Annotated in this window: 15 protein-coding genes and 1 rRNA gene; 8 read left to right on the top strand and 8 right to left on the bottom strand. The window is 72.3% G+C overall.

Features of this window, described 5'->3' with window-relative positions; all coding sequences use genetic code 11:
• Positions 1–197: 197 nt before the first annotated feature.
• Positions 198–2969, bottom strand: a complete 2772-nt coding sequence (gene secA / locus ACZ49B_RS37895; protein ID WP_468315526.1) for a preprotein translocase subunit SecA — start codon at positions 2967–2969, stop codon at positions 198–200.
• 226 nt (positions 2970–3195) lie between these two features.
• Between secA and ACZ49B_RS37900 the strand changes: the two genes are divergently transcribed.
• Positions 3196–3777: a GNAT family N-acetyltransferase gene (locus tag ACZ49B_RS37900; protein ID WP_468315529.1), complete on the top strand. Its 582-nt coding sequence runs from the start codon at positions 3196–3198 to the stop codon at positions 3775–3777.
• Between the two features lie 9 nt (positions 3778–3786).
• Entirely contained in the window at positions 3787–4953 is a 1167-nt protein-coding gene (locus ACZ49B_RS37905) for a winged helix-turn-helix domain-containing protein (RefSeq protein ID WP_468315531.1), read from the top strand.
• A gap of 25 nt (positions 4954–4978) precedes the next feature.
• Here ACZ49B_RS37905 and ACZ49B_RS37910 read toward each other — a convergent pair whose 3' ends face one another.
• From ACZ49B_RS37910 to mtrA, 6 genes are all read right to left on the bottom strand, one after another.
• Positions 4979–5680: a response regulator gene (locus ACZ49B_RS37910; protein WP_030300047.1), complete on the bottom strand. Its 702-nt coding sequence runs from the start codon at positions 5678–5680 to the stop codon at positions 4979–4981.
• A gap of 199 nt (positions 5681–5879) precedes the next feature.
• The gene (gene hpf / locus ACZ49B_RS37915; protein WP_468315554.1) at positions 5880–6575 is read right to left on the bottom strand and encodes a ribosome hibernation-promoting factor, HPF/YfiA family; all 696 of its coding nucleotides are present in this window, start codon (positions 6573–6575) and stop codon (positions 5880–5882) included.
• 311 nt (positions 6576–6886) lie between these two features.
• Complete coding sequence (locus ACZ49B_RS37920) at positions 6887–7609, bottom strand: ComF family protein (RefSeq protein ID WP_468315534.1); 723 nt, start codon at positions 7607–7609, stop codon at positions 6887–6889.
• Positions 7610–7698: 89 nt separating this feature from the next.
• Positions 7699–9558: an LpqB family beta-propeller domain-containing protein gene (locus ACZ49B_RS37925; RefSeq protein WP_468315537.1), complete on the bottom strand. Its 1860-nt coding sequence runs from the start codon at positions 9556–9558 to the stop codon at positions 7699–7701.
• Positions 9548–11473, bottom strand: coding sequence for an MtrAB system histidine kinase MtrB (gene mtrB / locus ACZ49B_RS37930; RefSeq protein WP_468315556.1), 1926 nt, complete (start codon positions 11471–11473; stop codon positions 9548–9550). Before mtrB ends, ACZ49B_RS37925 begins: the two co-directional genes overlap by 11 nt.
• Before the next feature lie 97 nt (positions 11474–11570).
• Positions 11571–12260, bottom strand: coding sequence for a two-component system response regulator MtrA (mtrA, locus tag ACZ49B_RS37935; protein WP_189973359.1), 690 nt, complete (start codon positions 12258–12260; stop codon positions 11571–11573).
• Between the two features lie 394 nt (positions 12261–12654).
• On the opposite strand from mtrA, the gene ACZ49B_RS37940 reads away from it, so the two are divergent.
• From ACZ49B_RS37940 to ACZ49B_RS37965, 6 genes are all read left to right on the top strand, one after another.
• The gene (locus ACZ49B_RS37940; RefSeq protein ID WP_468315540.1) at positions 12655–13941 is read left to right on the top strand and encodes a DUF7847 domain-containing protein; all 1287 of its coding nucleotides are present in this window, start codon (positions 12655–12657) and stop codon (positions 13939–13941) included.
• A gap of 10 nt (positions 13942–13951) precedes the next feature.
• A complete protein-coding gene (locus ACZ49B_RS37945; protein WP_468315559.1) occupies positions 13952–14629 on the top strand; it encodes a DUF4129 domain-containing protein in 678 nt (225 codons plus the stop codon).
• The gene (locus ACZ49B_RS37950; RefSeq protein WP_468315542.1) at positions 14626–15870 is read left to right on the top strand and encodes a DUF4350 domain-containing protein; all 1245 of its coding nucleotides are present in this window, start codon (positions 14626–14628) and stop codon (positions 15868–15870) included. Before ACZ49B_RS37945 ends, ACZ49B_RS37950 begins: the two co-directional genes overlap by 4 nt.
• Complete coding sequence (locus ACZ49B_RS37955) at positions 15867–16829, top strand: AAA family ATPase (RefSeq protein ID WP_468315545.1); 963 nt, start codon at positions 15867–15869, stop codon at positions 16827–16829. Before ACZ49B_RS37950 ends, ACZ49B_RS37955 begins: the two co-directional genes overlap by 4 nt.
• Positions 16829–18139, top strand: a complete 1311-nt coding sequence (locus ACZ49B_RS37960; protein WP_468315548.1) for a DUF58 domain-containing protein — start codon at positions 16829–16831, stop codon at positions 18137–18139. The genes ACZ49B_RS37955 and ACZ49B_RS37960 overlap by 1 nt, the downstream gene beginning before the upstream one ends.
• Before the next feature lie 439 nt (positions 18140–18578).
• Positions 18579–18749 carry a hypothetical protein gene (locus tag ACZ49B_RS37965; protein ID WP_468315551.1) on the top strand — a complete coding sequence of 57 codons (171 nt, stop codon included), beginning with the start codon at positions 18579–18581 and terminating at the stop codon, positions 18747–18749.
• Between the two features lie 93 nt (positions 18750–18842).
• Here the strand turns inward: ACZ49B_RS37965 and rrf are convergent.
• Positions 18843–18928, bottom strand: a 5S ribosomal RNA gene (gene rrf, locus ACZ49B_RS37970); the annotation flags it as partial.

The following is an 18928-nucleotide window of genomic DNA, read 5'->3' on the forward strand; positions in this document are numbered from 1 at the left end:
GAGGGGTGGGGCTCGGCGGTGTGGGGGGAGGGGGGTGAGAGGGGGCAGGAGAGGGAGGAGGAGGAAAGGGGTGCCGCCTGCCCCCCTCCCCCCCCCCCCCCCCCCCCCCCCCCCCCCCCCCCCCCCCCCGCCCCCCCTCCCCCCCCCCCCCCCCCCCCCCCCCCCCCCCCCCGGCGGGGTGCCCTTGTGGGCAGGCGCTACTTCTTGCGGCGGCGGCCGCCCGCGGCCTTCTGGGCCTTGCGGCGCTCGGCCCGGGTCATCCCGTCACCGGCCTCGTCGGCGTCGAAGTCGCCCTCGACGACCCCGCCCTCGCCGTCCACCGTAGGCGCCGAGAAGTGCAGCCGGTCCGGCCGCTGGGGAGCGTCCAGCCCCTTGGCCCGGATCTCCGGCTTCGTCAGCGACGGCGCCGCGTCCTGCACCGGAAGCTCCTCGACCTGCTGCTCGACCTGGACCTCCAGGTTGAACAGGTAGCCGACGGACTCCTCCTTGATGCCCTCCATCATGGCGTTGAACATGTCGAAGCCCTCGCGCTGGTACTCGACCAGCGGGTCCTTCTGGGCCATCGCCCGCAGGCCGATGCCCTCCTGCAGGTAGTCCATCTCGTACAGGTGCTCACGCCACTTGCGGTCCAGCACCGACAGGACCACGCGCCGCTCCAGCTCGCGCATGATGTCGGCGCCCAGCGCCTTCTCGCGCGCCTCGTACTGCTCGTGGATGTCGTCCTTGACCGACTCCGCGATGAACTCGGCGGTGATGCCCGCGCGGTCGCCCGCCGCGTCCTCGAGCTCGGCGACCGTGACCTTGATCGGGTAGAGCTGCTTGAAGGCGCCCCACAGCCGGTCCAGGTCCCACTCCTCGGCGAAGCCCTCGACCGTCTCGGCCGCGATGTACGCGTCGATCGTGTCGTCCATGAAGAAGCGCACCTGCTCGTGCAGGTCCTCGCCCTCCAGGACGCGGCGGCGCTCGCCGTAGATGACCTCGCGCTGGCTGTTGAGGACCTCGTCGTACTTCAGGACGTTCTTGCGCGTCTCGAAGTTCTGGGTCTCGACCTGCGACTGGGCCGACGCGATCGCGCGCGTCACCATCTTGTTCTCGATCGGCACGTCGTCCGGCACGTTCGCCATCGACATGACCCGCTCGACCATCTGCGCCTTGAACAGGCGCATCAGGTCGTCGCCCAGCGACAGGTAGAAGCGGGACTCGCCCGGGTCGCCCTGACGGCCGGAACGGCCGCGCAGCTGGTTGTCGATACGGCGCGACTCGTGCCGCTCGGTGCCCAGCACGTACAGCCCGCCGAGCGACTTGACCTCTTCGAACTCGGCCTTCACGGCCGCCTCGGCGCGCTTGAGCGCGGAGGGCAGGGCGTGCGCCCACTCCTCGATGTGCTCTTCCGGGTCCAGACCCTGCTGGCGCAGCTCCGCCTCGGCGAGGTCGTCCGGGTTGCCGCCGAGCTTGATGTCGGTACCGCGGCCGGCCATGTTCGTGGCGACCGTCACGGCGCCGCGGCGGCCGGCCTGGGCGACGATGGAGGCCTCGCGCTCGTGCTGCTTCGCGTTGAGCACCTCGTGGGGGATGCCGCGCTTGGAGAGCTGCTGCGAGAGGTACTCGGACTTCTCGACCGAGGTGGTGCCGACGAGGATCGGCTGGCCCTTCTCGTGCTTCTCCGCGATGTCGTCGACGACGGCGGCGAACTTCGCGACCTCGGTCCGGTAGATCAGGTCCGGCTGGTCCTTGCGGACCATGTCGCGGTTGGTCGGGATCGGGACGACACCGAGCTTGTAGATCTGGTGGAACTCGGCGGCCTCGGTCATGGCCGTACCGGTCATGCCCGACAGCTTGGTGTAGAGGCGGAAGAAGTTCTGCAGGGTGATCGTGGCGAGGGTCTGGTTCTCGTCCTTGATGTCCACCCCTTCCTTCGCCTCGATCGCCTGGTGCATGCCCTCGTTGTAGCGGCGGCCGGCGAGGATACGGCCGGTGTGCTCGTCGACGATCATGACTTCGCCGTCGATGACGACGTAGTCCTTGTCCTTCTTGAACAGTTCCTTCGCCTTGATGGCGTTGTTCAGGTAGCCGACGAGCGGGGTGTTCACCGACTCGTAGAGGTTCTCGATGCCGAGCCAGTCCTCGACCTTGGCGACACCGGCCTCGTGGATGCCGACGGTGCGCTTCTTCTCGTCGACCTCGTAGTCGCCGGTCTCCTCGATGCCCTTGAGCGGCTGGCCGGCCTCGCCCTTGGTGAGGCGGGTGACCAGCTTCGCGAAGTCGGCGTACCACTTCGTGGCCTGGTCGGCCGGGCCGGAGATGATCAGCGGGGTACGGGCCTCGTCGACCAGGATCGAGTCGACCTCGTCGACCACGGCGAAGTTGTGGCCGCGCTGCACCAGCTCGTCCGCCGACCACGCCATGTTGTCGCGCAGGTAGTCGAAGCCGAACTCGTTGTTCGTCCCGTACGTGATGTCGTTGTTGTACTGCTCCCGGCGCTGGGCCGGGGACATGTTGGCCAGGATGCAGCCGACCTCGAGACCGAGGAACTTGTGCACCCGGCCCATCATCTCGGAGTCGCGCTCGGCAAGGTAGTCGTTCACCGTGATCAGGTGGACGCCCTTGCCGGACAGCGCGTTCAGGTACGCGGGGAGCGTGCCGACGAGGGTCTTGCCCTCACCGGTCTTCATCTCGGCGACGTAGCCGAGGTGCAGCGCGGCACCGCCCATGATCTGGACGTCGTAGTGCCGCTGGCCGAGGACGCGCTTGGCGGCCTCGCGGACGGTCGCGAAGGCCTCGGGCAGCAGGTCGTCCAGGCTCTCGCCGTCCTGGTGGCGCTGCTTGTACTCGTCCGTGAGCGCACGCAACTCGGCGTCGGAGAGGTTGACGAAGTCCTCTTCGATGGAGTTGACCTGGTCCGCGATGCGGTGCAGTTTGCGCAGGATCTTGCCTTCGCCTGCACGCATGAGCTTGTTGAAGACGGACACCGAGGTTTGTCTCCTTGCCGGTCGGGCCTGGCACTGGTTCGTACACGGGCACGGAGGGTGGGCCCCACCGCAACGGCCATCGTAAGCGAGGACGCGGCCGCGTCGGGAGGTCCGCACCTTCCGCAGGGCGCGAGCGCCCGGAATGAGAACGTACGGGTGACACGGAAGGTGCCGTTGCGGGCGAAAACCGCTCGCCCGGGTTACCCGGCGCGACCACAATCCGTTCATGGAGCCGACCACGCTGACCACCGAACGCCTCTTCCTGCGTCCCCACACCCCCGCGGACACCGCCGAGGTGCACGCCGCCTGCCAGGATCCCGAGATCCAGCGCTGGATCCCGGTACCCCTCCCGTACGGGCGAGCCGAGGCCGAGGCCTTCGTCACCGAAACCGTCCCGCGCGGCTGGCGCGAGGACACCGAGTTCAACTTCGCCGTCCGGCTCGGACCGGACGGGCCCCTGGTCGCCACCCTCGGCCTGGTCCCGCGCGGCGCCCACGCCCACGAGATCGGCTACTGGTCCGTCGCCGGGCACCGAGGCCGCGGCCACATGACCGAGGCCCTGCGCGCCGTGGCCCGCTGGGCCTTCACCGAGGCGGGCTGCGTACGCCTGATCTGGCGTGCCGGGATCGGGAACACCGCCTCCCGCGCCGTCGCCGAGAAGGCCGGCTTCCTCGTCGAGGGCGTCCTGCGCGCCGGCATGGAACACCGCGGCACCCTGCGCGACTGCTGGGTCGGCGCCCTGCTCCCCTCCGACCTCGGCCTGCCCTCCCGGCTGCCCTACCTGCCCGCTGTCAGTGGCACCGCCTAGGCTCGCGGCATGACCGAGACCGTGCTCGCCCTGTCCGCCGACGACGCGCGTCGGATCGCCCTGCGCGCACAGGGGTTCCTCGGGGCGCCCGACCGCCGGGGCGGGGTCCGGGGGGTGCTGCGCCACCTGGGCGCCGTCCAGCTCGACACGATCTCCGTACTGGCCCGCTCGCACGAACTGATCCCGTACGCACGGCTGGGCGCGGTGGGCCGGGACACCGTGGAGAAGGCGTACTGGTCGGACCGGCACGCCTTCGAGTACTGGTCGCACGCGGCCTGCATCCTGCCGATCGAGGAGTGGCCGCACTTCGCGTTCCGGCGCCGGATCAAGCGCGCGCAGGGCTATCGCTGGCACAAGATGGAGGACAAGGAGGCGTCCTGCCGCCTCGTCCTGGACCGGCTGCGCGCGGAGGGCCCGCGGACCTCGACCGAGCTGGGCGGCGCGAAGAACGGCGGCCCGTGGTGGGACTGGTCCGAGACCAAGATCGCCGTGGAGTGGCTGCTGGACGCCGGCGACGTGGTCGTCACCGAGCGCCGCGGCTGGAAGCGGGTCTACGACCTGCCCGAGCGGGCCGTCCCGGACGCGCTGCTCCACGACGACATGGACGACGCCGAGTGCCTGCGCCGGCTCGTCGCCCTGGCCGGGCGCTCCCTCGGCGTCGGCACCCGCGCCGACATCGCGGACTACCACCGCCTCAAGGGCGAGCAGGTCGACGCGGTGATCGCCGACTCGGGCCTGGTCCCGGTCGAGGTCGAGGGCTGGGGCAAGCCGGCCTGGGCCGACCCCGCCGCGCTGGCGACGGCTCCCCGGGGGCGCCACCGCACCACCCTGCTCTCGCCGTTCGACTCCCTCGTCTGGGACCGCCCCCGCACCGAGCGGATCTTCGGCTTCACGCACCGGCTGGAGGCGTACGTCCCCAAGCCGAAGCGGATACACGGCTACTTCGCGATGCCGCTGCTGGCCGGCGGGCGGCTCCAGGGCCGCGTCGACCCGGCCCGCGAGGGCGGCACGCTGGTGGCCCGGCAGCTCTCCCTGACCAGCCTCAAGGCCGCCCGCCCCATGGCGGAGGCGCTGCGCGAGGCGGCCGACTGGGTCGGCTGCGACGCCGTGCGCATCGAGCGCGCGGGCTCTGCCGAGGAGGCGGCCGCCGTCACCGCGGAGCTGGCCTCCCTCTGAACCCGGGGGCAGATCTCAGCGGATCTCAGCGGATCTCGAGGATCTTCTCCCGCATCGCGTAGACCACGGCCTCCATCCTGGAGTGCAGCTGCAGCTTCTCCAGGATGTTGCGGACGTGGTTCTTCACCGTGTTCTCGGAGATGAACAACTCCTTCGCGATGTCGCGGTTGTTCATCCCCGTCGCCACCAGCTTCAGCACCTCCAGCTCGCGGTCCGTCAGCCTCGGCGCCGGCACCAGCCGCCGCTCGTCCGTCCGCTGGATCATCGACTTGAACTCCGTCAGGAGCTTCGAGGCCATCGACGGGCTGATCTGCGACTGCCCGTCGGCCACCGCGCGGATCGCCGTCGCCACCTCGTCGGTCGAGATCTCCTTCAGGAGGTATCCGGTGGCGCCCGCCTTGATCGCGTCGTAGAGGTCCGCCTCCTCGTCGCTGATCGTCAGCATGATGATCTTCGCGGAGGGGGCCACCTCCTTGATCGAGGTGCACGCCTCGATACCGCCGCGCCGGGGCATCCGCACGTCCATCAGCACGATGTCCGGCAGCAGGTCCGCCGCCTTGTCCACCGCCTCCGCGCCGTCCCCCGCCTCACCGACGACCTGGATGTCCTCCTCCTGCGCGAGGACGATCTCCAGCCCGCGCCGGAACAGGGCGTGGTCGTCGACGACGAGCACCCGGATCGGCTCGCCGCCCTCATCACCGCGCACCGGCCCGAAGCTGTCCGCCATCGTTCCTCCCCCTGCATGTACCGAGCTGCCGGGTCAACCGGACCGCAATGCGCGCCGGTTGACTGCCCGCCATGATTCCATGCCCGCGCCACCCGGCGGGGGGCCTGCGACGGCCACCTGGCGTATACGAGTCATACAGAGGCCCCCGGGGGCGCTGCTGCACCCCCGGGGGCATTCACCGAAAATTCAGGACGCGGCGTCAGCCGCCGAGCGCCCCGCCCGCGCCGGCGCCGGGCTCACCCGAGCTGGAGGCCTGGTCGGAGTTGAGGTGGATCACGCCGTAGTCGTAGCCGTGGCGCCGGTAGACGACGCTGGGCATCTTGGTGTCGGAGTCGACGAACAGATAGAAGTCGTGGCCGACCAGTTCCATTTCGTACAGCGCCTGGTCGAGCGACATGGGTGCGGCTGAGTGCGTCTTCTCGCGGACGATGAGCGGGCCTTCGCCCTGTACTTCCAGCGATCCGATCCGGGTGGTCGGGATCGCCTCCGCCTTCTCCCCCGTGAACAACTCGCCGTTCCCGTTCAGCTGGGCCACGCCCGGCACCACGTCGGCGACCTCTGCCGCCGAGAGCCGGCCGTTGCCACGGCGGGTGTAGCGCTTGTCGTGCTGCTTGCGCAGCCGGGCTTCAAGCTTCTCCTGTGCCAGGTCGAGCGCCGCATACGGGTCCGCAGCGGCGGCCTCGGCGCGGATCACCGGGCCCCGCGAAATCAGGGTGATCTCCACGCGGTCGGAACGGTCGGCCTGGCGCGGGTTGTGCTCCTTGGACACCTCGACGTCCAAGCTGATCACCTTGGCGTCGAGCTTCTGGATCCGCTCCGGATTCAGCTTCTCGGCCACGTGCTTGCGGAACCGCTCGGGCACCTCGGTCTTGCGGCCCTTGACGACGATGTCCACGCAGAACTCCGTTCCCGGATAGCTCCGCCTCATGGGGCGAAGCGTCTCCCTTTCGCACCAGGCCCCGGTGAACACCGGAGCCCCGGACTGGCGACTTTCACCTCCGAAACGTGCGATCCGATGCGTGTAGCCAGGACTCGCCAGTTCCTTACAACCGAACATATCCCTCCATGCCGGTTGTCGGCACCCGCTACCGGACCGTACCTCCGTTCAGGTGGCTGTTCTCTCTTACTACCTGCAACGATGCGCCTTCCCCAAGAGTTCCAAATCTATTCACAAGAGCGTTGCTCTGTACGGGTTGTCGACCGATTTCATACGAAGGATCCTCGTGGAGCCGCCACCACCGCCGCCCCCACCACCGCTCCGGCCGCCGTCGCCGCCCGCACCGCCCGGGCCGCCTCCGCGAGCGTGGCTCCCGTCGTGATCACGTCGTCCACCAGCACGATCCGAGCACCGGCCACCGGCCGCACCCGGCCCCCGCGGCACACCTCCAGGGCCCCCGCGAGGTTCTCCCGCCGCTCCCGGGCCCCCAGGCCCGCCTGATCCGCCACCGGCCGGACATGGCGCAGTACGGGCGCCACCCGCGCGGGAACACCGGCCCCCCGCAGCCGTCCCGCTGCCGCCAGGGCGATCCTGCGCGCCGGATCGTGCCCGCGCGCCCGCACCTGCCGCCGCGCCGACGGCACCGGGACGAGCACCAGCTCCTCCCCCGCCGCCCACGCCACACCCCCGCGGACGCCCGCACCGAGGCACCCGCGGACGGCCGCCGCCAGGGCAGCGCCGAGCGGCCCGGCCAGCGGCAGCACCCCGCGCTCCTTGTGCGCCAGTACGGCCTCCCGTACGGCGTCCTCGTACGCGGCGGCCGCATACACCGCGGGCAGCCCTTCGGGCCGCGGAGACGGCCGCACACACCCCGCCGCGGCCCCGCTCAGCGCCTGCGCGCAGACCGCGCACAGCAGCGCGCGGGCAGCCCCGCAGCCGGTGCAGTCGACCGGCAGGACCAGCCCGGCGAGCTCCTGCCACCACCCCCGCATACCCCTCACTGTGCCGGGCAGGCCGGCCACCCCGCCACCCCTGTGGACAACCGGAGCCCCGGGGCAGGAAAGCCCAGGTCAGGCCGGAGTCAGCCCGGGTAGACCGGAGCCCGGCCGCCCGCCGCCACCGTGCGCCACTGCGCCCCCGGCGGCAGCCACACGATCCCGTCCTCCTCCGAGTACGCGACCACCGGCTTCTTCTCGTCCTCCGTCGCCGCGACCGCGTCCAGCCCGGTCGCCCCCGGCAGGCTCGCCGCGACCATCGAACCGTCGGCCAGCATGTACCGGGCCTGCACGACCCCGCCGCTCTCCCGGCCCACCACCAGCAGCCGGCCGCGCGGCGCCCAGCTCAGCGCCGTCACGCTCGCCATCTGCGGGGCCGCCGGACGCAGCTCGCGCACCGACACCGGCCCCGCGTCGCCCTTGCCCTCGGGCCGCTCGATCCGGCCGATGTACAGGTTCTTGCGGCCGTCCTTCTCCACCAGCAGCGCGATCCGCACCCCGTCCGGCGACGCCTTCAGCGCCCTGATGCGCCCGCCGTCGAGGCCGGCCACGTCGATCTTCTGTGGGGCGCCGGTACCGCCCGGCACCCGGTACAGCCCCGCGTTCTGCGGATCCTGGTCCGCGATCCACAGGTCACCCGCCGCGTCCCAGCTCGGCGCACCCAGCACGTTCGGCTTGGCGCCCTTGCCGGTCAGCACCGGCTGCGGCATGGGCCCGGCCGTCGTCAGGTTCACCAGGTACAGCCCGTGCCCGTCCTCGGACACCACCGCCGCGCGCTTCTCGTCGTACGAGACGGCCGCGGAGCCGACCTTGAACCCGGGGCTCGTGGTGGTCGGGGTCAGCGGCCCCGGCACCGGCTCGGGCCGGTACGGCTGGTCCTCGCTGGAGATGTCGAGCTTCATCCGCACGAGGCGGCTGTCGCTGTCCACGTAGTACTGGTAGTCGGGACTCGGGACCCGGTGGGCGATCGCCCCCGCCGCCGCCTCGGTCACCGAGCACAGCGAGGACCGGTCCGAGCGCAGCAGCTCGACCCGCGCCAGCCGGGAGGCCGTCAGATCCTGCACCGTGTACAGGAGTTGGGCGGCCATCTTCTGGCACTGCGGCTGCGCGACGTTGTCGGCCTTGTCGTTGAGCGGCACCTTCAGCGCGTTCTGGCCGTCGTACGCAAGGGACTTGGTGCCCTCGCGCAGTTCCGTGCCGGTGGGGAAACTCGAAGTCACCACGGGCCCGAGCCACTTGGACGGCCCGGCCAGCAGCGACTGCACGGTCTGCGTGGTCGGGTCCATCCGCGAGTCGGGGTCGCTGCGCTGGCGCACGTAGACGGGATCGGCGACGAGGCTGCCGCCCGCGAAGTAGTACTTGTTGACCGGCATGTAGATGCGCTGGAAATCGGACTCGCTGAGCACGAGGCTGCTCGGCGGCGTCGCGATCCGCCACTGCTTGTTCTCCTGGACCAGCTGGAGGTACTCCTCGTAGCGCGCCCCGGTGGTCTCCGGCTGGTACGCGCTGCGCTCGTCCACCGTCGCGAGCTTCGTGCCGGTCATCTTCCAGCGGGGGCCCGAGGGCTCCTTCTCGCCCTGTACGGAGAACCGGTCGATGCCGGCGGAGAGCACGGTGACGGCCGAGCCGGGCTTCCAGTTCTTCGCCGCGTCCTCGGTGAGGTACTTCCGGGCGGTCTGCAGCTGCGGGTCGTCGCTGGTCATGGCCTCCAGGAAGCCGTCGACGATGTCGGCCGCACCGGCCTTGTCGGCCGGCGGCACGCCGAACACCCGCACCTGCGAGTCGACGCCCTGCGAGGCCCGCACCTCGCGGATCTCGCCGTGGTCGGGCATGGAGGCACAGCCGGCCAGCAGCAGCCCGGCCGCGCCGAAGGCGTACGCCCGCACCGTCCGCCACCGGCGGCGGCCCTCCCTGCGTCCCCGTACCCGTGCGGGCTCAGCGTCCACCTGCTCCATCCTCCTGTGCTGCTGCCTGGTCGGCCGCGTCGGCCCGGTCGGCCGCCGCCCGGTCCGCCGCCGCCTGGTCGGCCGGGCGGGCCACGACGCGGGCACCGCTGCCCGGCAGGGCCGTCGGGTCCGCGGGCACCGGCAGCGCCCCGGCGACCGCCGACCGGGGCGGTATCGGCGAGCGGTCGGGCCGCCCCGGCGCCGGTGGTGCCTGCGGAGGCTTGCCGGAGCCCGCGGCGTCGGCCGCGGCCCTGGCCCGGTTGGCCCGGGAATCCTCCGGCTCCAGCGGGATCGGGGACCCGCGCAGCGGCTCGTCGGCGGTCCGCGGCAGGGTCAGCCGGAACTGCGAACCGCCGCCCGGCTCGCCCCAGGCCTGGAGCCAGCCGCCGTGCAGCCGCGCGTCCTCGACGGCGATCGACAGGCCGAGGCCGGTGCCACCCGTCGTACGCGCCCGCGCCGGGTCGGCCCGCCAGAAGCGGTTGAAGACGCGGGTGGCCTCGCCGGGCTTGAGCCCGACGCCGTAGTCCCGTACGGCCACCGCGACGGCCCCGCCCGCCGATGCGAGCCGGACCACCACGTCACGGCCCTCACCGTGCTCCACGGCGTTGACGACGAGGTTGCGCAGCACCCGCTCCACGCGCCGCGAGTCGGCCTCGGCTATGACGGGCTGGGTGTCGCCCAGCACCCGGATCCGGGTGCCCTTGTGCTCGGCGAGGGGCTCGGCGCCGTCGATGACCCGGCGTACGACCTCCCGCAGGTCGATCGGCTCCGCCTCCAGGGCCGCGGCCCCCGCGTCGAACCGGCTGATCTCCAGCAGGTCCGCGAGCAGCGACTCGAAGCGGTCGAGCTGCCCGGCGAGCAGCTCGGCGGAGCGGGCGGTGATCGGGTCGAAGTCGACCCGGGCGTCGTGGATGACATCGGCTGCCATCCGTACGGTCGTCAGCGGCGTCCGCAGCTCGTGCGAGACGTCGGAGACGAACCGGCGCTGCATCCGCGACAGGTCCTCCAGCTGCTGGATCTTGAGCTGGAGGTTCTGGGCCATCTTGTTGAAGGCCTCGCCCAGACGGGCGATGTCGTCCTCGCCGGTGACCTTCATCCGCTCCTGGAGCCGCCCCGCCGAGAGCCGCTCGGCGATCCCGGCGGCCATCCGCACGGGCGTCACGACCTGGCGCACGACGAGCCACGCGATCGCGCCGAGCAGCACGACCACGAACACGCCGGCGGTGGCGATGGTGACCTTGATCAGGTTGAGGGACTCCTCCTCCTGCGTGAGCGGGAAGAGGTAGTACAGGTCGTACGGGTCCCCGTTGATGTCGGTGAGCCGCTTGCCCACGACCAGCGCGGGCTCCGGCGCCTTGTCGCCGGCCCCGGCGGTGTACCGGATCTGGGAGAAGGTCTTGAAGGTCCCGGTGGCGTGGTTGACCTCCCGCCGCAGCTGCGGGGGAACGCTCGCCGTCGGGTCCACGTTCCCGGAGGCGCGGGCGCCCTTGACGCCCGAGACGGAGGGCCCGCCCGGCTGCCCGTCGGGCTGACCGCCGGGGCCGGCGCCGAGCGCGACCACCTCGAAGGCGGTCTGCCCGCCACTGGCGAGCTGTTTGACCAGCGAGTTCATCCAGGTGCTGGCGTCCCGCCCGACCTTGTTGTCGGTGGCATCGGGCCCGTCGACCGTGGAGGGCGTGTTGGCCTTCTCCTGCGCGACCGCGAACCCGCCCGCCGCCTGGCTCTGCGCGGCCTCCTCCTTGGCGTCGAGGAGCCCCTTGCTGACCTGCGCTATCACCACGAAGCCGAGCGAGAGGACCACGGCCAGCGACATCAGCAGCGTGGCGGCAACCACCCGCAGCTGGATGTTGCGCCGCCACAGCCGGACAGCCGGAAGCAGCGGCCGTCGTACGAGGCGTACGAACAGCCGCAGCACGGGGCCGCCGGGCGCCCCGTCGGCCATCTGACGGAGCTGCCGGCCGCCCCTCAGGGCCCCCCAGCGGGTGCCGCGCCGGGGCTTGCCGGGCTGCACGTCAGCTGGGTCCGGCCTTGTAGCCGACACCGCGCACCGTCACGACGATCTCAGGGCGCTCCGGGTCCTTCTCGACCTTGGAGCGCAGGCGCTGCACATGCACGTTGACCAGGCGGGTGTCCGCCGCGTGCCGGTAGCCCCACACCTGCTCCAGCAGCACCTCGCGGGTGAACACCTGCCAGGGCTTGCGCGCGAGAGCGACCAGCAGGTCGAACTCGAGCGGGGTCAGCGCGATCGAGGCACCGTCCCGCTTGACCGAGTGCCCGGCCACGTCGATGACCAGGTCACCGATGGCCAGCTGCTCGGGCGCGGGCTCCTCCGAGCGGCGCAGGCGGGCCCGGATGCGGGCCACCAGCTCCTTCGGTTTGAACGGCTTGACGATGTAGTCGTCGGCCCCGGACTCCAGGCCCACGACGACGTCCACCGTGTCGCTCTTCGCGGTGAGCATGACGATCGGTACCCCGGACTCGGCCCGGATCAGCCTGCAGACCTCTATGCCGTCCCGTCCGGGCAGCATCAGGTCGAGCAGCACGAGATCCGGCTTCGCCTCGCGGAAGGCCGCCAGCGCCTTGTCGCCGTCCGCTACGAACGACGGCTCAAAACCTTCTCCACGCAGCACAATGCCGAGCATCTCGGCCAGCGCGGTGTCGTCGTCGACGACAAGGACTCGTCCCTTCATGCTTGACATCATCCCATTAGCTAATCGTTACCTGTCGGTGAGCTGTCCCACAGCCAAAAGGGCTGGAAATCGCCCCTCGGACCTGCGTGGAGATCAGACCGACCAGTCTGCCCCGGATCCGGGCGACAATTGAAGGCGCGGGCCGCCGGAGTTCCGGGGGACGGCCGGTCCGCTCAACGTTCCCACGTGGCACGATGGCAGCCGAATAGGGGGTGTCTTGTGGGTCGGGCCGGATCAGGGAGGGGCGTCCGGAGCCGTGGATCGCAAGGCGGAGGAGGGAGCCGACGCGGAGCGTCGGCGACCGACGAGCACGCGGCGAGGCGCGGCACCGGACACCGCGAACCCGGCCTGACCCGCAAGACACCCCCTGACGCCCCCGCCCCGCAGTGCACGTGAAGGAGCGACGATGAACGACTCTCCGGGCTGGGCCGTGCCCGGACCCTCCCCGTCCGACGGCGAGCGGCCGGGCGCACCCGACGGCCGGGACGGCACCGAGGGCGGCACACCGCCGCCCCCCGGCGGACCGAAGTGGTCCGCCGAGCAGCCGCCCCCCGGCGAGTGGTCGAGCCCCGGCACCCCCCAGGCCCCGAAGGTCCCGCAACAGCAGCAGCCGCAGCAGCCGGGCGCGGGCTGGGGTTCGCACGGCGGCCCGCAGGGCCCCCAGGCCCCGCAAGGGCAGTACGGCTACCCGGGCGGCCCCGGCCAGTGGGGCAAGCCCCCTGCCGCCAAGCCCGGCGTGATCCCGCTGCGCCCCCTCGACCTGGGCGAGATCCTCGACGGCGCGGTCGCCACCATGCGCGCCCACTGGCGCACGGTCCTGCCGATCACCCTGGTCGTGGCCACCGTCGTCCAGGTCATCAGCGTGCTCGTGCAGAAGTACGCGTACGCCGACCTCGCCGTCGCCTCCGATCCCGGCTCCGGGGACAGCCTGAAGGACGTCGTCGACACCCTCGGCAGCAGCATGGCGGCCCTCCTCGCGAACGGCTTCGTCCAGCTCATCGGGACCATCGTGGCCACCGCCATGCTCACGATGATCTTCAGCCGGGCCGTGCTCGGCCACGGCTCCTCGATCGGCGAAGCCTGGCGCGAGGCCCGCCCCCAGCTGCTCCGCCTGCTCGGGCTGACCCTCCTGACGGCCCTCGGCGGCATCGTCATCATCCTCGTGCTGCTCCTGCCCGGCATCCTCCTGGGCAGCGTCGCCCTCGCCCTCGTCGGCGGCGTCGCCGCCCTCCCGCTGCTCATCTGGCTCGCGCTCAAGTTCAGCCTGGCCTCGCCCGCGCTGATGCTGGAGAAGAGCGACGTCATCACCTCGCTCCGCCGCTCCTCGAGGCTCGTCGAGGGCTCCTGGTGGCGCATCTTCGGCATCACCGCCCTGACCGGCCTCATCACCGCGTTCGTCGCGGGGATCATCGTCTGGCCGCTCACCGCGGTCGGGTTCGCCATCGGCGTGGCCGACGGCGGGATGGAAAGCCTCCGGAACGGCACCGCCGCCGCAGGCTGGGCACCGCTGATCCTCTCCGCGGTCGGCGCGGTGATCGCGCAGACCATCACCATGCCGATCCAGTCGGGCGTCACCGTCCTCCTGTACGTCGACCAGCGCATCCGGCGCGAGGCCCTCGACCTGGAGCTCGCCCGGGCGGCGGGCCTGGAGAACTACGGCCCGGACGCCGCCGCACCGCCGACCGGAGGCTGATGCACGGATGATGAGTACGGGGGGCCTCATCACGCTCTCCGCGGCGCTCCTGCCGGCCGCGGAACGACCACCGGTGACGACACCGCGCGACCCCGCCCGCGAGGCGGCAGAACGCGAACTGTCCAAGCCGATGTACCACCAGGACGACCCTGGCCTGTTCCAGCGCGCCCTGGACCGGTTCTGGAAATGGGTCGGCAACCTCTTCGACCACGCCTCGGGCGCCACCCCCGGCGGCACCCTGGGCCTGGTCGCGATCGCCGCCCTGGTCGCCCTGGCCCTCGCCGCCCTGTGGTGGCGGCTCGGCTCCCCCGGCCGGGCCGCCGGCGCCACGGCCGGGATCTTCGACGACGCCCTGCGCAGCGCCGCCGACCACCGCACCGCCGCCGAGGCGCACGCCGCCGCGGGCCGCTGGACCGAAGCCGTCCAGGAGCGCATGCGGGCCGTCGTCCGCTCGCTCGAGGAACGCACCCTGCTCGACCCGCGCCCGGGCCGCACCGCCGACGAGGCGGCCGCCGAAGCCGCGCTCTCCCTCCCGGGGCACGCCGAAGCCCTCCGCGCGGCGGCCCGCACCTTCGACGACGTCACGTACGGCAGCCGCCCCGGCGACGAGGCCATGTACGCCCGCCTCCGCACCCTCGACACCACCCTGACCCGCACGAAGCCGCTCCTGACGGGACCCCCGGCATGACCGCCCCCGGCGCCCCCGACCCGCGCACCCCCGCCCCGGCAGCCGCCCCGCAGCCCGGCGCAGCCTCCGGCACGGCCGTCGGGGGGATCACACCCGCCGTCGTGTGGCAGCGGTCCCGCGGGGCTCTCATCTGCCTCGGGATCCTGCTCGTCGGCGCCGTCGTTCTCGCCGCCCTCGGCTCCGGGAGCCGGCACGGGCGGCTCGACCCCCGCTCCGCCGACCCCGACGGCAGCCGGGCCGTCGCCGAGCTGCTCCAGACCCGCGGGGTCACCACCCGCGTCGTCACCACCGCCCGCGAGGCCGCCGCCGCGGCCGGCCCCGGCACCACCCTGCTGGTCACCGACCCCGACCGGCTCGGCGGCACCCAGCGCCGCGCCATCCGCTCCGCGATCGACCTCTCCGGCGGCCGTACCGTCCTGCTCGCCCCCGGCGGCGCCAGCCTCCCCGACCTCGCCCCGGCGGCCCGCACCAAGGGCGAGGCCCTCGACGAGAACCTCGACCCCGGCTGCGCCCTGCCCGCCGCCGTCGCCGCCGGCCGCGCCACCACCGGCGGCGCCCACCGCTACACCGGCGGAGCGACCGGCACCGCCTGCTACCTCAGCGGCGGCCACCCCACCCTCCTCGTCCTCCCCACCGGCACCGCCGGCGGCGACACCGTCCTCCTCGGCTCCGAGACGCTCCTCCTCAACAAGCAGCTCGCCTCCGAGGGCAACGCCTCCCTCGCCCTCCAACTCCTCGGCTCCCGCCCCGACCTCGTCTGGTACCTGCCCTCCCTCACCGAGGTCCAGGACGAGGACCCCGCCCAGGAGAAGGGCCTCCTCGAGCTCGTCCCCCGCGGCTGGGGCTGGGCCCTCCTCCAGCTCTTCTTCGCCGCCGCCCTCGCCGCCCTCTGGCGCGCCCGCCGGCTCGGCCCCCTCGTCACCGAGAAGCTGCCCGTCGCCATCCGCGCCTCCGAGACCACCGAGGGCCGCGCCCGGCTGTACCGCAAGGCCGGCGCCCGCGACCGCGCCGCCACCGTGCTGCGCGCCGCCACCCGCGAACGCCTGGCCGCCCTGGTCGGCGTACCGCCCACCCAGGCCCACGAACCCGCGGCCCTGGTCCCCGCCGTGTCCGCCCGCCTGACGGACCGACAGGGAGACCTGACCGCGCTCCTCTTCGGCACCACACCCACCACCGACGCGGCACTCGTCGCGCTCGCCGATCACCTCGACGCCCTCGAAAGAGAGGTCCGCAGCTCATGACGGCCACCACGGACAGCGCCCGCTCCTCCCTGGAAGCGATCCGCACCGAGATCGGAAAGGCCGTCGTCGGCCAGGACTCGGCCGTCACCGGTCTCGTCGTCGCCCTCCTGTGCCGGGGCCACGTCCTCCTCGAAGGCGTACCCGGTGTCGCCAAGACCCTCCTCGTACGGGCCCTCGCCGCCTCCCTCGCCCTCGACACCAAGCGCGTCCAGTTCACCCCGGACCTGATGCCCAGCGATGTCACCGGCTCGCTGGTCTACGACGCCCGCACCGCCGAGTTCTCGTTCCAGAACGGCCCGGTCTTCACCAACCTCCTCCTCGCGGACGAGATCAACCGGACCCCGCCCAAGACCCAGTCCTCCCTCCTCGAAGCCATGGAGGAGCGCCAGGTCACCGTCGACGGCACCCCGCGGGCGCTCCCCGACCCGTTCCTCGTCGCCGCCACCATGAACCCGGTCGAGTACGAGGGCACGTACCCCCTCCCCGAAGCCCAGTTGGACCGCTTCCTCCTCAAGCTCACCGTGCCCCTGCCCTCCCGCGCGGACGAGATCGGCGTCCTGACCCGGCACGCCGCCGGCTTCAACCCCCGCGACCTCCAGGCCGCCGGCCTGCGCCCGGTCGCCGGCGCGGCCGAGCTCGAAGCCGCCCGCGAAGCCGTCGCCAAGGTGTCCGTCTCCCCGGAAATCGCCGGGTACGTCGTCGACATCTGCCGCGCCACCCGCGAATCGCCGTCGCTCACCCTCGGCGTCTCCCCGCGCGGCGCGACCGCCCTGCTGGCGACCGCCCGCGCCTGGGCCTGGCTCACCGGCCGCGACTACGTGACCCCCGACGACGTCAAGGCCCTCGCCCTGCCCACGCTTCGCCACCGCGTTCAGCTCCGCCCGGAGGCCGAGATGGAGGGCGTCACGGCCGACGCCGTCATCACCGCGATCCTGTCCCACGTCCCCGTCCCGCGCTGATGGCCCTCACCGGACGCGCCGCCCTGCTGGCGGCCCTCGGCAGCCTCCCCGTCGGCATCCTCGAACCCAGCTGGACGGGGATGCTCGCGGTCAACGGCACCCTCGCCCTGGCCTGCGCCGTCGACTACGCCCTCGCCGCGCCGGTCCGGCGGCTCAACCTCACCCGCACGGGTGACACCTCGGTCCGCCTCGGCGAACCGGCGCAGGTCCACCTCACCGTCACCAACCCGGGCACCCGCACGCTCCGGGCCCGCATCCGCGACGCCTGGCCCCCCAGCAGCTGGCTCCCCGGTACCGAGGCCGAAGCCTCCCGGCACACCTTGACGGTCCCGGCCGGCGAACGCCGCCGGATCACCACCCGGCTGCTCCCCACCCGCCGCGGAGACCGCCGCGCGGACCACGTGACGATCCGCTCGTACGGGCCGCTCGGCCTGCTCGCCCGCCAGGGCACCCACACCGTCCCCTGGACGGTCCGGGTCCTGCCGCCCTTCACCAGCCGCAAGCACCTCCCCTCGCGCCTGGCCCGGCTGCGCGAACTGGACGGCCGTACGAGCGTGCTGACCCGCGGGGAGGGCACCGAGTTCGACAGCCTCCGCGACTACGTCCCCGGCGACGACACGCGCTCCATCGACTGGCGGGCCACCGCCCGCCAGGACAAGGTCGCCGTCCGCACCTGGCGCCCGGAACGCGACCGGCACATCCTGATCTGCCTGGACACCGGCCGCACCTCGGCGGGCCGCGTCGGCGACGCCCCGCGCCTGGACTCCGCGATGGACGCGGCCCTGCTGCTGGCCGCGCTGGCCTCCCGCGCGGGCGACCGCGTCGACCTGCTGGCCCACGACCGCCGCACCCGCGCCCAGGTCCAGGGCCGCTCGGCCGGCGACATCCTCCCGGCCTTCGTGAACGCCATGGCCACCCTGGAACCGGAGCTCGTCGAAACCGACGCCCGCACCCTGGTCTCCACCGTCCTCCGAAACGCCCCGCACCGGTCCCTGGTGGTCCTTCTGACGAGCCTGGACGCGGCTCCGATGGAGCAAGGCCTGCTCCCCCTCCTCCCCCGCCTCACGCAGCGCCACACGGTCCTGCTGGCTTCGGTGGCCGACCCCCACATCGAGGAGATGACGAAGTCCCGCGGCACGCTCGACGCGGTCTACGAGGCCGCGGCCGGCACCCAGTCCCAAGCCGCCCGCCGCCGCACCGCGGAACAGCTGGCCCGCCACGGGGTCCACGTGGTGGACGCCACCCCGGACACCCTGGCCCCCGCCCTGGCGGACGCGTACCTGGCCCTCAAATCCGCCGGCCGCCTCTAGTCTCCGGATCCCCATGACCGACCTCACCCCCGAGCAGATGCGCCGCATGCACGATTTCGCGGAGGTGCCGGCGGACCTGGCCGCGCACCAGGAAGACCGCTGGAAGGTGGAGACCACCAACGGCCAGATCGTCCTCACGATGACGAGCCCGACTGGCTCCGCACGGGCTCAACGTGATGCGTCCACGCCGTCAGATCGAGGCCCAGACACCGGACGTCATAGCCCTCACCAGCACGAACACGGGCGATCCGCTCACCGGTCTGACCAAGGTCCCCGACCTCCTGGTCATCGCGGAAGAAGACACCGACGACACCGCGAAGGCCGTCGACTCACGTGACGTGCTGATGGTGGTGGAAGTCGTCTCCTGCACGAATCCCAGCACCGAAACCCGCGACAAGCTGCACGACTACCCGAGGATGGGGGCCCGCTGTACGTCGTCGTGGACCCCCGCAAGGACAAGAAGACCGTCACGGTGCACAGCGACCCGTCGGAAGGGCCAGACGGCGTCCGCTACCGCAAGAAGGTCCCCCACGCTTTCGGGGACACCGTCACCGCCGGCCGCTGGACGCTCGACACCAGCAGTCTCAAGAGTTATCCCGCCGACTGGTAGGGAAAGCGGACGGGACTGCATCCACACCACCCGGCCCGTAAACGCAGAAAAGCCCCGTACCGGATCCCGGTACGGGGCTTTTCTACAATGATTGTTCGGCGGCGTCCTACTCTCCCACAGGGTCCCCCCTGCAGTACCATCGGCGCTGAAAGGCTTAGCTTCCGGGTTCGGAATGTAAC

It is taken from the genome of Streptomyces sp. NPDC031132, from assembly GCF_055570595.1.

Coding starts and splice junctions, on each gene's coding strand:
- ACZ49B_RS37900 (WP_468315529.1), top strand. CDS start 3,196: ATGGAGCCGACCACGCTGACCACCGAACGCCTCTTCCTGCGTCCCCAC.
- ACZ49B_RS37905 (WP_468315531.1), top strand. CDS start 3,787: ATGACCGAGACCGTGCTCGCCCTGTCCGCCGACGACGCGCGTCGGATC.
- ACZ49B_RS37910 (WP_030300047.1), bottom strand. CDS start 5,680: ATGGCGGACAGCTTCGGGCCGGTGCGCGGTGATGAGGGCGGCGAGCCG.
- ACZ49B_RS37920 (WP_468315534.1), bottom strand. CDS start 7,609: ATGCGGGGGTGGTGGCAGGAGCTCGCCGGGCTGGTCCTGCCGGTCGAC.
- mtrA (WP_189973359.1), bottom strand. CDS start 12,260: ATGATGTCAAGCATGAAGGGACGAGTCCTTGTCGTCGACGACGACACC.
- ACZ49B_RS37940 (WP_468315540.1), top strand. CDS start 12,655: ATGAACGACTCTCCGGGCTGGGCCGTGCCCGGACCCTCCCCGTCCGAC.
- ACZ49B_RS37945 (WP_468315559.1), top strand. CDS start 13,952: ATGAGTACGGGGGGCCTCATCACGCTCTCCGCGGCGCTCCTGCCGGCC.
- ACZ49B_RS37950 (WP_468315542.1), top strand. CDS start 14,626: ATGACCGCCCCCGGCGCCCCCGACCCGCGCACCCCCGCCCCGGCAGCC.
- ACZ49B_RS37955 (WP_468315545.1), top strand. CDS start 15,867: ATGACGGCCACCACGGACAGCGCCCGCTCCTCCCTGGAAGCGATCCGC.
- ACZ49B_RS37960 (WP_468315548.1), top strand. CDS start 16,829: ATGGCCCTCACCGGACGCGCCGCCCTGCTGGCGGCCCTCGGCAGCCTC.